Source organism: Cognatishimia maritima, assembly GCF_900129685.1.
Lineage (GTDB): Bacteria > Pseudomonadota > Alphaproteobacteria > Rhodobacterales > Rhodobacteraceae > Cognatishimia > Cognatishimia maritima.
On the sequence record NZ_FQWM01000002.1, the window covers coordinates 409,860 to 425,437 of the forward strand.

18 protein-coding genes are annotated in these 15,578 nt (G+C 52.7%); 14 read left to right on the plus strand and 4 right to left on the minus strand.

From position 1 onward, the window contains the following. From BUA39_RS07480 to BUA39_RS07540, 14 genes are all read left to right on the plus strand, one after another. Positions 1–504 carry a prepilin peptidase gene (locus tag BUA39_RS07480; RefSeq protein WP_072792383.1) on the plus strand — a complete coding sequence of 168 codons (504 nt, stop codon included), beginning with the start codon at positions 1–3 and terminating at the stop codon, positions 502–504. Positions 505–577: 73 nt separating this feature from the next. Continuing rightward, positions 578–2,299, plus strand: a complete 1,722-nt coding sequence (locus BUA39_RS07485) for a pilus assembly protein TadG-related protein (protein WP_072792384.1) — start codon at positions 578–580, stop codon at positions 2,297–2,299. 295 nt (positions 2,300–2,594) lie between these two features. Beyond that, on the plus strand, positions 2,595–2,807 hold the full coding sequence (locus BUA39_RS07490; RefSeq protein ID WP_072792386.1) for a Flp family type IVb pilin: 213 nt from the start codon (positions 2,595–2,597) through the stop codon (positions 2,805–2,807). 209 nt (positions 2,808–3,016) lie between these two features. Continuing rightward, positions 3,017–4,144 carry a Flp pilus assembly protein CpaB gene (gene cpaB / locus BUA39_RS07495; protein ID WP_072792387.1) on the plus strand — a complete coding sequence of 376 codons (1,128 nt, stop codon included), beginning with the start codon at positions 3,017–3,019 and terminating at the stop codon, positions 4,142–4,144. A gap of 15 nt (positions 4,145–4,159) precedes the next feature. After that, positions 4,160–5,572 (plus strand): type II and III secretion system protein family protein, encoded by a 1,413-nt coding sequence (locus BUA39_RS07500; RefSeq protein ID WP_072792389.1) that lies wholly within the window; start codon positions 4,160–4,162, stop codon positions 5,570–5,572. Continuing rightward, complete coding sequence (locus tag BUA39_RS16715; protein ID WP_131814576.1) at positions 5,550–5,747, plus strand: hypothetical protein; 198 nt, start codon at positions 5,550–5,552, stop codon at positions 5,745–5,747. Before BUA39_RS07500 ends, BUA39_RS16715 begins: the two co-directional genes overlap by 23 nt. Before the next feature lie 129 nt (positions 5,748–5,876). After that, positions 5,877–6,287 (plus strand): TadE family protein, encoded by a 411-nt coding sequence (locus BUA39_RS07505; RefSeq protein WP_278246304.1) that lies wholly within the window; start codon positions 5,877–5,879, stop codon positions 6,285–6,287. Positions 6,288–6,328: 41 nt separating this feature from the next. Then, the gene (locus BUA39_RS07510) at positions 6,329–6,922 is read left to right on the plus strand and encodes a TadE/TadG family type IV pilus assembly protein (RefSeq protein ID WP_165610494.1); all 594 of its coding nucleotides are present in this window, start codon (positions 6,329–6,331) and stop codon (positions 6,920–6,922) included. A 20-nt stretch (positions 6,923–6,942) separates the two neighbouring features. Further along, the gene (locus BUA39_RS07515; RefSeq protein WP_072792394.1) at positions 6,943–8,091 is read left to right on the plus strand and encodes a CpaE/TadZ family protein; all 1,149 of its coding nucleotides are present in this window, start codon (positions 6,943–6,945) and stop codon (positions 8,089–8,091) included. Continuing rightward, positions 8,091–8,645: a L,D-transpeptidase gene (locus tag BUA39_RS07520; RefSeq protein WP_207546200.1), complete on the plus strand. Its 555-nt coding sequence runs from the start codon at positions 8,091–8,093 to the stop codon at positions 8,643–8,645. The genes BUA39_RS07515 and BUA39_RS07520 overlap by 1 nt, the downstream gene beginning before the upstream one ends. Positions 8,646–8,654: 9 nt before the next feature. Continuing rightward, complete coding sequence (locus BUA39_RS07525) at positions 8,655–10,049, plus strand: TadA family conjugal transfer-associated ATPase (RefSeq protein ID WP_072792397.1); 1,395 nt, start codon at positions 8,655–8,657, stop codon at positions 10,047–10,049. Further along, positions 10,050–11,012 carry a type II secretion system F family protein gene (locus BUA39_RS07530; protein WP_072792399.1) on the plus strand — a complete coding sequence of 321 codons (963 nt, stop codon included), beginning with the start codon at positions 10,050–10,052 and terminating at the stop codon, positions 11,010–11,012. It abuts the gene before it with no gap. Between the two features lie 17 nt (positions 11,013–11,029). Further along, positions 11,030–11,953 carry a type II secretion system F family protein gene (locus tag BUA39_RS07535; protein WP_072792400.1) on the plus strand — a complete coding sequence of 308 codons (924 nt, stop codon included), beginning with the start codon at positions 11,030–11,032 and terminating at the stop codon, positions 11,951–11,953. A gap of 152 nt (positions 11,954–12,105) precedes the next feature. Then, the gene (locus tag BUA39_RS07540; RefSeq protein ID WP_072792402.1) at positions 12,106–12,405 is read left to right on the plus strand and encodes a hypothetical protein; all 300 of its coding nucleotides are present in this window, start codon (positions 12,106–12,108) and stop codon (positions 12,403–12,405) included. Positions 12,406–12,474: 69 nt separating this feature from the next. Here the strand turns inward: BUA39_RS07540 and BUA39_RS07545 are convergent, their stop codons facing one another. The 4 genes from BUA39_RS07545 to BUA39_RS07560 form a co-directional block, all read right to left on the minus strand. Next, the gene (locus tag BUA39_RS07545) at positions 12,475–13,119 is read right to left on the minus strand and encodes a hypothetical protein (RefSeq protein WP_131814577.1); all 645 of its coding nucleotides are present in this window, start codon (positions 13,117–13,119) and stop codon (positions 12,475–12,477) included. Positions 13,120–13,220: 101 nt separating this feature from the next. Further along, positions 13,221–13,763, minus strand: a complete 543-nt coding sequence (locus tag BUA39_RS07550; RefSeq protein WP_072792405.1) for a hypothetical protein — start codon at positions 13,761–13,763, stop codon at positions 13,221–13,223. An 11-nt stretch (positions 13,764–13,774) separates the two neighbouring features. Then, entirely contained in the window at positions 13,775–14,749 is a 975-nt protein-coding gene (locus BUA39_RS07555; RefSeq protein ID WP_072792407.1) for a hypothetical protein, read from the minus strand. A 268-nt stretch (positions 14,750–15,017) separates the two neighbouring features. Beyond that, positions 15,018–15,575, minus strand: coding sequence for a hypothetical protein (locus BUA39_RS07560; RefSeq protein ID WP_072792408.1), 558 nt, complete (start codon positions 15,573–15,575; stop codon positions 15,018–15,020). Positions 15,576–15,578 lie beyond the last annotated feature (3 nt).

Sequence of the window (15,578 nt, forward strand, 5' to 3'; positions counted from 1 at the left end):
GTGTCCGCGTTAGGCATCCTTGAAATTTTGATCGAATTGGCGTGTGCAGCGCTATTGCTGCGCATTGCGGTGCGCGATTTCAAAACGCTCACCGTGTCCAATGCCGACAACCTTGCGCTCCTCGGGCTTTACCTACTTTGGGCGGCAACACGCGGGTTCCAAGATTTCTGGACCGACCTGTTGATTGGCGGATTGCTGTTTGGCGTAGCGCTGATCATGTGGCTTTTGCGCACGTTGGGTGCGGGAGATGTAAAGCTTTACTTCACACTCGGCATGCTGATCGGCATCAAAGCCTCGGCCTTGTTTGTGGTCATATTGCTGGTGCTTTCATTCCTTTTTGCGGCCATCTTGCGTTGGGTAAAGCTGCCAGACGCTGATCAAGCGACATCTCCGACCAAATGGCGCCTCCGCGAAATTCAGATCACGGGACGTTTACCCTATGCCGTGGTCATGGTGCTAGCCGCCGCCCTACCTTTGGCGCTAAGATTTGCAGGGGCAGCTTGAGAAAGCGCGCCCAATATGAGATGATTGCGCCAATTTCTTAAAGACTTACATGTGCGTGCGGAAAGGTAGCTCCATGAGACGGTTTACCAAAGACCAAAACGGATTCATCTTGGTTCTGTCCCTCTTGTCTTTGCCGATTTTCATTGGCTTCGGGCTTTTGATCATCGATTTGAGCCGAGTGAACAACGCCCACTCCGATCTGGCATTGGCTGCAGATGCGGTGGCTTTAGCCGGGGCGGGTGAGCTGGACGGCGGATCAGACGCCATCACCCGCGCGCAGGCCGCGATGAGCGCCGAAGGCCTGGTCAACACGGTTAGTATGCTCGCTACATCTGGGGATGATACGCACATCAGCCTTGAATACGAGGATGTTGATGGGAACGAGTTCACGGTCATTTTCCTGACCAATATTCCTGATGATGACAGAGACCCAATCGATCAAGCTTGGGTGAATGATTACGCGACGACAGACGGCACCGAGGCGGAATTTGTCTATGTGCATGCACAGTCGCGTGATCTGATTACAGCCTTCTTTAACCCGATCAGTTACCTTCGGGAAACCGTTCCGGTCGCTGCGATAGCGGTTGCGATGTCGGAGTCTGCGATTTGTGACATCCCGCCATTGTTTATGTGCAATCCGCTGGAAGACGATGGTTATGCGGGCGACGCGCTTCAAGAAGGTTTCGAAGCAGGAGACTTGCACGCACGCATCTTCAAGCTGCACCCCAAGGGGTCAGATACGGCTGCACCCGGCAATTTTGGCTACCTTTCGATTGATGGCACCTCCAGCGCGGATGCCTTGCGAGATTATTTCGCTGGCGCACAGGTGCCTCGTTGCTTTGCCGAAGGTATAGTCACCACAAAACCGGGGGCAGCCGAGTCCATCGCCCAAGGATACAACGTGCGTTTTGATATCTACGAAGGCAACTTTAATAGCCCAATCGGCACCCAACCCGGCGGCGACCCTTGGCCTGAAGCATATGGCAAGCCCGCTGTAAACGTACGCAAAGGCATTCGCCCTCGCGTGAACGGCAGTAATGTCAACCACTGCGTGACCACCACAGGTGGCGGCAGCGGCGGCACCATTGCGCAAAAACTTGGCGACGATCACATCAACGACGAAGTTGCTAGCTGGGATCCAATGGTAACCCATTTCGGCGATGACGGTCTCGATGATGATGTTTTTGGCCTCCCAGATGATTTCGTCATGGATTCTGGTGGAGTTGCTGCCGGCGCGGTTTCTGGGTCTGGTGGGTGGCCTATTGATGTCTATATGCAAGAAAACTACGGTCACCTGAATGTTCCGCCTGACTCTGTGAGCGGCGAATGGCCGACGTCATCGCATCCGGTGAATGCAACACCTTCACGCTATGACGTTTACCTTTGGGAACAGAACACGAGGCTTGACGCCACAGATGCCGACCTAGCGTCAGGGATAGAATACTTCTATCAGGTGCAACATCCGGGAACCTATGACCCCGCCGTCCCAAGCAGCGCACCGGACAGCGAAAATGGCGAAGCAATGTGTGGTCCTGAGGATACGCCAACACCGAAGAATTCTATTTCGGACCCTGATCGACGTGTCACCGTTGTCGCTATTATCGACTGCAATTCGGCATCAGCCGTCGCGGAAGGTGGTGGTGTCAACGATTATATCGTCAACTCGTATGCCAGCGTCTTTATGGTCCGCCCGATGATCGACACGATTGATATCGAAATTGTCGATATCACTGGCTATGGAGGCAATGGCACGCTTGATACCTTCATTCGCAAAGAGGCGATTCTCGTACGTTGATTCGGGAATCGCGTCTGCTCAGACACACAGTGAATTCGAGAGTGCGCGCACTTAAAAACACCCTATGGTTGCGGCCATGCATTGAATGTGGCGACAATTTCCTAAAATCGAGAGCATTGTTCATGTAAATCAAGGCGATAGTATGAAAAATGTGTTGAAAGTTTGACAGCAATAAGGCCTAAGCCTACTCTCGAATTGCTACTAAACTAACCTTTTGGGTAGGGGCAGAGGGCGATCATATCGCAGGTTGTGTGGCATAAATTTCTGCGTTTGTGACGCGTGTTAGGAGTACAAAATGAATATTACATCTTACCTCATGGGCGTCGTTGCACGCTTTAAATCTGAAGAAGACGGTCTGGCACTGACCGAATACCTGATCCTGTTGGGTCTGCTGACAGCGGCAGTTGTTCTGGCAGTTCAAGCATTCGGCGTGAACTTGGGCAATGCATGGCAAGCATGGTCTGATTGGATCACACAATTGGACGGCCCGCCATCGCTGCCATCCTAAACAGCACAGAGCTGGCTTATAGTCGGTAACTAGAAGCGTGGCACGACTGCATCGTGTCACGCTTTTTCAATTCTTGCGCGCAATATTTTGTCGCAATCAACTAGCCATCACCGGCGAATTCTTGCTATAGTGATGGAAAGATTACGGGTTACACCCTTGACAAAAAAGGGAGATAGCCCGCGTGCAGTTTCTGAAAGGGTCCGTCTCAGATGAGGTTTTCGACAGTCGCGAGTTTGCTGGTCGCCGTCATTTTGGCCGTGATCGCCGTATTTGGGTTTCAACAATGGCTTGAGGCCGAACGCACCAATATCCAAGATGATCTAGAACGGCGTTTGGCCCGCGAAGCGCAAGCTGAAGCTGAAGCGCCTAAAAACACCATCGTCGTGGCAGATCGCCAATTGGCCTTTGGGCATCTAATCGAAGGCAATGTCCTGCAAGAGATCGAATGGACCAGCAGCGTGCGTCCGGATGGATCATTTTCGAAAATCGAAGAAATCGTTGTCGGCGACACCGAAGAGACCCGCCGCTTTGCCCTGACGCAGATCGCACAGGGCGAGCCAATTTTGGCGTCCAAAATCACCGTTCCCGGCCAGCGCGCTAAATTGTCCGCTGCGCTGACACCTGGCCTGAAGGCTGTATCGATCCGCGTCAACGACGTGCTTGGTGTGGCGGGCTTTGTTCTGCCGGGTGACCGCGTGGACGTGATGCTGACACGCGGCGGCCGGTCCAATCCTTATGTCGACGTGCTGCTACAAGGCGTACGAGTCCTTGCAATTGACCAAGTTGCAGACGAGCGCCGCGACAAGCCAAGCGTTGTGCGCACAGTCACCTTTGAGGTGAACACCACGGAAGCGCAGAAACTTGTTCTGGGTGCGAACGTCGGTACACTTTCTTTGGCTTTGCGCAATGTCGGCTCCAACGACATCGAAAATATAGAACGTGTGACATCGCGCGATCTGAATGAACAGGATGCGTCAGACGATCTGATCCGTGCACAAGCCGAAGAACTTGCGTTAGAAGCAGAACAAGCAAACGAAGAAGCACGTTTTTCCAGCTTGGAAAACCTGATCCAAGACCTTTCCGAAGGCGTGAATCAGCGACTCGAAGGTGTGGAACAGAAAATTGAAGAACAAGAGCCTGTGATCATTGCGGCTCCTGAACCACAAATCGCGCCGACTCCGGCCCCAACTGTGTCCTTAGCGCCATCACGGGTCAACGTTAGCGTCATTCGGAACGGGAAGCGCGTTGACTATAAGGTCTCACGCGGAGACGATGCAGGCGAATTCTCAGCCGATGACGAAACAGGCAATGACTTGTCAGAGGCTGAAACTCAGTAAGGTGAGGGCAGAGCAATGAAACGAACTGAATTCGGGTCGGCGTCTCGGTGGCAGCTGCCGCTGGTATGCTTGCTTTCCGCCGTGATGGCGTTTGCACCCGTGGCGCGAGACGCCGAGGCGCAAACGCAAAACATTACAATTGATGACGGGCGAGTCAGCAACATCGTTATGGAATCCGGGCGGGTACTGACGGTGTCCACAGACAAACCGTTTTCTGAAATTATCATCGGTAACACCGAGATTTTGGATGTTTTCCCGCTGACGGATAACTCTTTATATATCCAGTCCAAGCGGTTCGGCATCACGAACATCACGCTTTATACCGAGGATCGCCGTATCCTTGAGGTCGTCGATGTGCGCGTCCGCGCTGATTTCAGTGATCTGGAAACATCAATTCAGGCCGCCGTGCCAAGCGCAAATGTCACGGTCACCAACGTCAACAACCGCATTCGCCTGACGGGCACCGCACGCAATGACGTTGACGCAAGCCGTATTGTTCGCATCGCAGAGCAATACACATCCGAGCCAGTTATCAATGCGATGCAGGTCAAGGGTGAACGTCAAGTTGAACTTGATGTGCGCATCATTGAAGTCGAACGCAGTTCTGGGCGTGAGCTTGGTGTTAATCTGACGGCAACCGGCGATTCAACTTTTGAAACGGGTGCTTTGCCAACGAGCATTCCATTTGGAACTGCAGTAGGCACACTTCTTCAGGTTTCAGGTACTCAAATCGACTTTTTGATCAATGCGCTCGAAGGCAAAGGCCTCGCCCGTCGTCTAGCGAACCCAAAACTGGTCACAACCAGCGGCATCGAAGCGAATTTCGTTGCTGGCGGTGAAGTTCCAATCTCGCGTTCAAGCACCAAAGATGGCGTGACATCTATCGAAACGAGCTATCGTGAGTTTGGTGTGAAACTCAACTTCCTCCCAGAAGTGTTGGACGACGAACTTATCCGCTTGCGCATTACACCCGAAGTTTCCGACATCGACGCATCAATCAACGTAAACGGTGAGCCGGGCTTTACCACCCGTCGCGCACAAACCACGGTGTCATTGCGTTCAGGGCAAAGCTTTGCAATTGCAGGTCTTTTGCAGACAAACAACTCCCGCAGCCTCGATCAGGTCCCGTGGCTAGGCAACGTCCCAGTCCTGGGTACATTGTTCCGTAGCTCTCGTTTTCAGAAAAAAGAAAGCGATCTGGTGATCTTGGTCACACCTCGTCTGGTTCGCCCAGCACGCCCAGGTGAACCTCTGGTCACGCCGTTTGACACAACTCGGTCCAGCGATGATGTGGAATTGTTCCTGATGGGCTTGTTGGAAGTCGATAAAGATCAAATTCGTAACTACCGCAATGGCGTTGGCGTTGTCGGTCCTTATGGTCACATGATTGATTTGGAGTTTGACGATGGCGTCATCACGAAAAAGTAAGTCCGTTGTCGCCACCTTGCTTGCCTGCCTGACATTGGCAGGCTGCTCGGCAGAGTATATGAACAATTGGGATCGTATCTCGACGCGCTCGGGCAACGCAAACCAAGCAAACACGGCCATTATGGAAGTGGAGCCGACCAACACTGGCGACGTCTCCACCAACGTTGGCGGCTAACAAGACCCGCTTGCCTAAAAGGCAGGCGGTTACGGTATCGGTACCTTGTCCGGGATCTCTGATTAGAGGAGCCTGTTTTTGTTGTTTAGAAGGAATAGGTCGCTAGCTAAGGACCAAGACGGTGCCGTTTTGGTTGAGGGACTTATTGCACTTCCAGTATTGGTTCTCTTCACGATGGGGCTTTTGGAATTTGGCAGCCTGATGTGGCAGCGGCAGCAGTTACAGGTCGGCGTTCGTGATGCGGCGCGTTATTGGTCCAAATGCCGGGAATTCCTGAGTTGCGACATCAATACTGCACGCGAGATAGCATTCTATGGCTATCCCGGCGGTGCATCGCAAACACGGGTACCCGGATGGGATGAAGCATCGGAACTGACGATTTCACCGGACCTCGCGAGCCTCCCAGAGGTGCCTGATATTGACGACGTTGTCATACTTGAAGCCAGCGTTCGTTACCAGGGGACCCCGTTCTTCAATGCAGTATTCAGTGACGATGTTCAGATCCGCTACTGGGCGACCATGAGGTACTACGGATGGTAAATTCCATGTCCCGGCTTCTGCGGTCGACCAGAGGAACAAGCTTGACCGAAGCGATGCTGGCCATGCCCATCGTATTGCTGATCTTCACGGGTATGATCGAATTTGGCGGCTTGCTCTGGCAATGGAACATGGCTGCCAAAGCGACTCAAATTGGCGCACGTTTAGCCGCTGTTTCAACCCCGATGATGGGAACGTCAGCCTATGAAGCAGCGATGACATCTGATTATGGCAGCGATGACATCGAAGGCAATGCTGTCCCTTCTGCGGTTGTGCGCGTTGCTTGTGGCGCGGGAACGACCGCCTGTGATTCCGACGCGATTTCACGCCTCGTTACTGGCGGCGATGGTATTTGTGGAACAGTTTCAGCAAATTCTTTGATTGGCATGTGCGACGTCGCACCTTTTCTCACATCAGATAACGTGCGCGTCACTTATTCGCGCTCTGGCCTCGGGTATGTTGGTCGCCCCTTCGGTGATGTTTCAACGATCACGGTCGAACTACGCGATATTAACTTTGATTTTTTGCTACTGGACAGTCTAGTCCCCGGCATCAACAACCTCCAGATCGCAGCCCATCCGGTTGCCATCACAAGCGAAGATTTGAGTGACTGCATCGATGGGGACCCTCCATGCTGACGCTCCTCGGGAATTGAGACATGAACGAAACGACAAAAACTCGAATTTTGCTGATCAACGGCGAAGGTACACATCCGAGCGATGTGTCTTCCGCATTGGAAAAGGCAAATTTCGCAATTGAAGCAATCGCTCCTCAGATGGTGGAAACTGCTCTGAGCGACGGTGTCTTTGATCTCGTGATCCTGGATTTCCTGACCTTCGGCGAAAACGAAACGCAGGTACTGACGTCGGTCAGTGGAAGTCAGGAAAGCCTGCCCGTCATTGCGGTCTCGCCGCAGCTCAACGCCGCTGAGACGCGACTGTTATTCAAGCATAAAGTCGCGGATTGGGTGAACAAGCCGCTCGAGAAAGACGTTCTTATCGCCTCTATCCGAGGTGCGGTTCAAACAAAACGGTTTGGCAGACATCAGGTGCATGCCGTTCTGTCCGCCGTCGGTGGCGCGGGAGCAACAACCGTGGCCGTCAGCCTAGCCGACCTCATTCAGACACAATACGGCAAGAAAAAGAACGCGTCGATTGCGCTCTTCGACCTCGATTTTTCGACGGGAAACTGCTCCTATGCATTGGACATGCCGAGCGACTTCAACCTCGGTTCCATTGCAGGTTCGCCAAGACGCGTAGACGCCGAATTCATGCGCGTGCTGCGTCAGACCCACGAAAACGGTTTCTTCCTCTATTCCTTCAAGCGGCCCGACTTGAACACAGAATTGAACGGCTATGAATTGGTTCTGAGGATGTTGGATACTGTGGTTATGGAACACGACCACACGATACTTGATATTCCGTATTACGAGACGGACTGGCGTGAAGATGTGCTTTCAGCGATCAACACCTGCACGATTGTGTCGGAGCTGAATTTGCCTGCGCTGAAGCACACATTGGAAATGGCCGAGCGCATCAAAGAGCTACGTGGGCCAAGCTTTCCGATCAACATACTGTTTAACAAACATAGAAGCAGTTTGTTCGGGCAGCGTATCGGCAATTCGAAACTGAAAGAGTTGTTCCCCGATACACCTTACTATTTCCTTCCGCAGGAGAATGACGTCCTCAGCGAGGCTCTTGATCGTGGCATGGTCCCCTCGGAGATCAAGCGCGGCAACAGCTTTACCAAGCGCCTGCGCAAATATCTGAATAACATTGATCTGAGCCACCGAGAGGAAGCTGCATGATGACAAATGTCACACGACGTTCCCTTCTGCTCGCCGGTGCAAGCACCATTTTTGCCGGCACAGCTGCCCTCGCCGAAGTCAAGAAGATCCCGCGCAGCCACGGACCGACCACGATGGAAATTGTGCCCTTCCAAAGTTCGGAGCGTGTCGGAACCATCATTATTTCCAACAAGGACCTCACGCTGCATCGTATTGTTGGTCAAGGCAAAGCCGAACGCTATAAGATTGCGGCGGGACGAGACGGATTCATCTGGGAAGGTACAACCACAGTTGGCCACAAGGCAAAATGGCCTGCGTGGCGCCCGCCTGCAGCCATGCGGAAACGGGACACATCGCTGCCCGCCTATGTCCCGCCGGGGCCCTACAATCCGCTCGGCGCGCGCGCTCTCTATCTCTATGACAATGGCCGCGATACACTCTACCGAATTCATGGCACCAATGACAATACCACCATCGGCGGTTTTGAGACCTCGGGTTGTTTTCGTATGACAAATGCAGACGTGATGTCGCTCTATAATAAGGTGCGCTCCGGCACCAAAGTGATTGTAAGGTAAAGGCAGGTTATGGTCGGTCGATTTTTTCGTAGTTCAGACTCCAAAGAAGCAACCAAGCCAAGCCCACGGGCTGGGAAAGGCGCTGCAGACAAGACGCCTGCCGAAGTCAAAGTGCCTGTTGAGGCACCAGCTGAACCGGATTTCATTTCTGAACGCGTCGAACTGCACCGCTACCTGATCGACAAAATCAACCTGTCAATCCTCGACACGATGGAAGAGGATGAAATTCAGGACGAATTGCGCCCTCTGGTCCGTGACTACGCGAAAGCCAATAACTTTCCGCTCAGTGCAACAGAATTGGATAGCCTGATCACCAGCATTGGTGATGAAATGCTCGGCCTTGGCCCGATTGAGCCGCTGCTGGCAGATGACTCGATTTCTGACATTCTGATTGTCGGCTCTGGACGCGTTTTCATTGAACGCGCTGGTCTGCTTTCGGCAACCAAAGTGCGCTTCAAAGACGAAGACCACCTGATGCGAGTGATCAACAAAATCGTGGCCTCGGTTGGCCGCCGTGTTGATGAAAGCTCCCCGCTTGTGGACGCCCGTCTGGCCGATGGCTCTCGTGTGAACGTCGCAATCCGACCTGTGGCGGTTGACGGCCCACAGGTCTCAATTCGTAAGTTCTCAAAACGACCTTACAGCCTGGAACGACTTGTCGAAGCCAACGCCCTGTCGCAGGGCATGGCGGACCTGTTGGCTGCTTCTGCCAAAGCGAAAATTTCGATGATTGTAAGCGGTGGCACAGGTGCTGGTAAAACCACCATGCTCAACGCGTTGTCGTCGTTCATTCCACATGAAGAGCGTCTTGTGACCATCGAAGACGCAGCAGAACTTCAACTGCAGCAACCCCATGTTGTACGCCTTGAAACGCGTCCACCGACGGTCGATGGCCGGAATGAGATTATGCAGCGTGACCTCGTGAAAAACGCGCTGCGTATGCGTCCTGACCGCGTGATCATCGGGGAGGTTCGGGGCGGTGAAGCCTTTGACATGCTGCAAGCCATGAACACCGGCCATGAGGGGTCGATGTCCACGGTGCACGCCAACAACCCACGCGATGCGATCAGCCGGATCGAACAAATGGTCGGTATGGCAGGCATGCCTATGAGCCAAAACGCGATTCGAGGGCAAATCTCATCAGCGGTGCGCCTGCTCATTCAGCTTGTGCGGCTGCGCGACGGCTCTCGGAAGGTGGTTTCGATCTCTGAGATTACGGGTATGGAGGGTGATATCATCCAGCTACAAGAAATCGCCAAGTTCAAACGCTTAGGTGTCGAAGATGATGGTCGTATCGTCGGCGAGTTCCGCGCCACAGGTATCAGGCCGACTTACTTGGATGACCTGGAAACCATGGGCATCTTCCTGCCGTCTGAAATTTTTGATCCGTCGCGAGTGCAATAAATGACTGACAATCTACTTCTTCTCTATGGTCTGGTCTTCGTTGCAGCCCTCTTGGGCGTGGATACCTTTCTGCGGTTTCTCGCATCATCGACGCGGCGCAAGAAGGACGTTTCCAATCGTCTTGAGGCTTTGAAACAGTCATCTAAGAGCGGCGAAGCACATCTTGATCTACTGCGATCACGTGGCTTGGCCAACCGCAAAGGCGAATTGGACATAAGCAATACAGTCAGTAGCTTTATGGGGCAAACTGGGCTTGTGATTTCTCTGCCGCGGATGATCGTTTACCTTGGCGCCTTCATCTTTGCTGGATTTGTTGTCGGTGGCCTATTAGTTGGTGTCGCTGGAATTACGCAGATCATTTTTGCCGTTCTGTTTGGTTTTGGGCTCGGCTTTCTTATTCTCTATGTGCGCCGCAGCCGACGCATCAAGGCCTTTACCAACCAACTGCCGGATGCGCTCGACGTCATGGTCCGCAGCTTGAACGCAGGTCACCCATTGAATTCCTCGATCGCTTTGGTGGCGCGGGAGATGCCTGACCCTCTTGGTTCTGAGTTTGGCATCTTGAACGACCAAATGACTTTCGGCGCAGAACTGGAGATCGCGATGATCAACATGTACCAACGTGTTGGCGCGCCCGAGATCAATATGGTGACGGTCAGCGTCAGCGTTCAGCGTGGCACCGGCGGCAACCTTGCTGAAATTCTGACCAACCTTTCCACAATGATCCGCGACCGGATCATGCTGAAACGCAAGATTCTCGCAATTTCTGCAGAAGGCAGGATCACCGCTTGGATCATGCTTTTATTCCCTTTCGGGCTCTATTACATGATCAAATTCCTGGTGCCGACCTACTTTGACCCGCTGTGGGAGACTGGCTATGGACCCTATGTGGTCTTTGGCTGCCTGACCGGGATTTTCCTAGGTATGATCGTCATTCGACGCCTCGTGAACTTTGACTACTAACGCGCCGGAGATAACGCATGTCTGAAAATCAACTTCTCGGCGTTGTTTTTGTCGGAGTTCTGGTCGTCGTCTTTGTTCTCGTGTCGATCATCCTCCGGCGTCGCGAATTGTCCCAGAACATCAGCCGAATTCGGAAAAATCGGGCGAATGTCGATCAGAATATTGATCGCATCCTCGGTTCCGGCAACGAACAAATCAAATATTATCTTGATGTCGTGCAGAACGAGCCTGCGGATTCCCTTCGAATGCGTCTTGTCCAAGCTGGATTCTTTTCCGAACGCGCGATCACAGTCTTCAACTTTATTAGATTTGGTGTATCTGCCGCGTTTATCGCGGGTGCACAGTTCGCAGCCAATATTCTCGCACCTGCCCTTGATCCGCTCTATATTCTTCTGCTGTCGTTCCTTGTCGGCGGCGTCATTTTCATCCTGTGTTCTGCAGTGCTGGAACGTCGTGCTAAGAAGCGCCAGTTTGAATTTCGTAAGATCTTCCCAGATTTTCTGGACCTGCTTCTGGTGTGTGTTGAGGCCGGCCTAGGCATTGATGCTGCCCTGGATCGCGTCACGCGAGAATATTTGCTAACGACGCAAGACTTCGGCATCCAGCTCTCAATTATCAACTTGGAAATTCGCGCTGGCCGCCCTGTTGACCAAGCTTTGATGAATTTCTCTAAGCGCATCAATGTAGACGAAGCACGGTCGCTGGCCATTCTCTTCAAGCAATCTCAAGAATTGGGCGCATCGGTGGCGCAAACTCTGCGCGTCTTCGGTGCCGAAATGCGACAGAGACGCCTTTTGAATGCAGAAGAAAAAGCGAACGCCCTGCCCGTTAAGATGCTGTTCCCGATGGCTGCTTTCATGTTCCCTGTGAACCTTGTGATCGTTCTTGTCCCGATTATGATCGCTATCCTCGAGATGCTTTTGACGCTGTCGCCCGGATAATTTTCAGGTCCGCAGCCTTAAATTCGCCCCAATATTACCTGCAAAACTCCCGATGCCGATCACCAGTTAGGCCCATTCTCCTCTCATAACAGAGTCGTGCGAAGGCATTCCGCGTCGCATGGTCAACTGTTGAAAGCAGAGAGGACGGACCGATGAAGAAACTATTTGGTACTGCAATTGCAGCGACTGTAGTTGCCATGTCTATGGCTACGTCTGCACAGGCCGCGACATGTGCAAACCGTACAGCCGTTGTAGATCGACTGAACAACAACTTTGGTGAAAGCCTGATTGCCAATGCTATGAGCGTGTCAAACAACGTCTTGGAAGTGTATTCCAAGCCTGACAACGCGACATGGACGATTTTGGTGACGCTGCCAAAGCGCCAGCTGACATGCTTTGTGGCTTCTGGCCGCGGCGAAGAGCGTCTACAGGCTTACCTAGCCGATCTTTGATGAAGTGATTTCCGGTTGCTCGTTATGACGGGCAACCCGGAGTTGCTGGATCGAGAGGGACCGTAAGTCCTATTTCGGCTTACGTGCGAACAGCACCTGAGGGCAATTTGGCTCTTCTATGATGCGGTAGTTCAGGCGCGGCAGAACAGTGTCGCGCACAAGTTCAAGTGGATGTGCTGCGATCTCATCTTTGTCGTATTCCGCAAGCTGCGCGGTCTGTCTCTGAAAGTAAGGCGATGATTCAATCGACCATTTCAGACCCGGCGCTATCATCAACCCTCCTGGGCGCAGCAAAATATCTGCCAAATAGGCCGTAAGTGCAACTGCATCCCAGCGCCGATTTCCGTTCAGGACGCAGATGTCAAAACGCGGGCGTCTTTCGTCATTTATCAGCCTTTGCAAAGCCCAGTGATATGACTTTCGAACCGGCATGATCGTCACGTGATCTTGCAGTTCATTCTGTCCCAAAAGTCGGTTGAATTTCTTTCGAACTGGCGATGGTCCCATTTCAAAGGCCGTGAGCACACCGCCCTGACCGCCAGCTTTGAGTGCCTCAGCCAACGCATAGGTTACTGCAGAAGGTACCCTGCAAATCTCCAGCACAGCCAACGGCGTTTCGCCCATTACTTTCCGGCGAAATGTCTCTCGATCCCCGCAGTCTGCGGGCAAAGGGAAGTCCTCTGTTTCAGGCGAGGATGTGATCGGATCATTCATTTGCGTATCGTTCGTAGTTAACAGAGCATACTCGACCTCAACAAAATAGAAAAGGCAGGGCGATGCCCTGCCTGTTTCCGCTTTTGATTAACGACAGGAGATTATGGCTTGTTGCCTTTGTCACCGTCGTTGTTGGAGTTGTCCTGGTCGGACGCGTCACAACCTTCAGAACCGTTACCGCCACCGTTGTTACAGTTGCCATCACAACCGTTGCCACCTGCGGCCGTCAGCCAGACCATGCTTTCTACGCTTTCACCTGTTGGCATATCAACGATGCTTGCGCGGATGGACATATAGGTCGCGATTGCAGCCGGCTCACCGATAGCAGTCAGAACATCCATCCAGTGCGCATCCAGAGCGGCAATTTCAATCGCCGACGCAGCTGAGTAGCTGAGTTCGATGGTTTCGGTCAGGTTCTGACGCAGATTAGCAGCTGCGATCATATCTTCAATGTGTGCGCTTAGCGGCACATTGCCCTGCGTGATCGGTGCCATTCCATCCTTTACAGACCGCCAAGTTTGGACCTGAGAGATGTGGTCGTCCATCGCAAGCGGTGCTGCAGACACAACGCGCGACAAACCAAACGCACCGAGTACAACGGTTTTGAAGATTAAGAGCGAGCGAGATTTTTTGAACTTAAACATGTTGACTCTCTTTACTCTACGATGATGCCAGCGATGGAGAAGTCGTTACTTGCGCTGAACGGCGCGAAGAATGACAGCCCGGTGGCTTTAAGATCAACGTCCAAGTCGTGGCCGACTTCGCCGTTTGACATGCGGATAGTGTCGCGTTTCTGGCGCGCGACTTGGAGCAGACGCTCGATGTTTTCTGGGTCCTCAGACACCGCTTTAATGATTTCAAAGTTTCTGGAACCAACCTCAAAGACAGGAGCGTCGCTGAATTCTTGCAGAATATCTGTAATGTCCAACTCAACGGTTTCCAGACCTGCAAATAGGGCGTTTTGCTTATCCTCGTCTTGCTCCAACGGCTGCGTCGGTGCGCTGAGAAGTAGGTCATCGCCAGGGATCATCACGCGAATTGTGTCGCCCGTGACAATGACGCGGCGGCGCAAGTCACCGTTCTCACGAAACCGTACGTCAACCTCTTGATTGAATGACGCCCAAGGCAAACGCTCTTCGCCGTTGATCGCGAGAGAGATCAGCTCCACATCACCATCCAACAGCGAAACGCCGGCAACCTCTGTATCTGCCGGCAAATCTGGCAACAGCCGATCAGCACCGTAGGTGCCGTAACGCACGTCCTCGGATACGAACAGGTCGCTTAACCAGATGCGCTTAACAGTGACAGCTTCGCCGAAGCTAACAAGAATACGTTCATCGATATCAATCTCATCGTTCTGCGCGCCATCTTGAACACCCAGACCATCGATCGGGTCCCAATAAAGGCTTGCGGCCAACCACGGCGAGTTCTGATCCTCCCGCCGCTCTGCTTGTATAGTGACAGAACCCACGGTGCAGCTTTCCTGATTCAAGCAGCCTGCGAAGGCCTGTGCTCGGAAATCAATCTGCTGGGCAAGTTCAGAGTCAATCGTCGCCGCGATCCCGGCGCTGGAAACAACCGGCAACATCGCGGAAGCCAGTGCTAACTTTTTAATCTTTGATACAAACATTTCGAATTTCCTAACGACTGAGGCGGTCGCCCTTGTGACACAGTTTCGCCCCAATGTTGAACGCATGCTGCCTACTTTGCCGCAAATTGCTTACAATTCAAAGAGGTAGTCGCTTATCTTACCATGATTCAGAGACAATAATTTCATTTTTGAAGGATTGTAGCGTGCCTGAGTGATAATTTAATGAATTATCACTCTCCCTAAAGTCGAACAATCGCCACAATTCACGACCTAGCGCGAATCAACTTAGGTTTGCGACAATCCCGCCTCACTTCTGCCAGATTCGCTCAGAACCAAGCAAACTGCGTACTTCCCTGAGGCCGTATCTGATGGCCGCGCGCTCATAGGCTGTCACCAATCTTTCGGTTCCTACATATTCATAAGTGAACTGGTATCGGCCCAAAAACGGTATGGCGTCAAAACGCGTGCACAAGAAAACGAAACGCGCAAACGGATCGCTTGCATGCGCAGTTAACAATGCGCGCAGACCGGTGCGAACCTCATCCTTACTAGCGTCAGGAACCAGAATGCCAACCACGGGCAGCTGCGCCGGGTTCTCTGCCCAAACAATGGTGCCAAGTGGGACATTCAGGGGCGGAAGCAGTTTCGCAACTGGATCATCCGTGATTGAAGTGGTCAGAACTTGCGGCGCTGGCACAGTGTCCTGAAAATCAATTTTCAGATCAAACAATTCGGGGTTTGCCAGTTCTTCAAGGAGGCGTCGATACTCGTGACGTGCCAGTGCACGCCCTTGATTTCGACTTTGCCTCAAAAGGCGACGCACATAACCGGGACTGATGTTCAGACTGTCAGATTTGGTAACCATGGC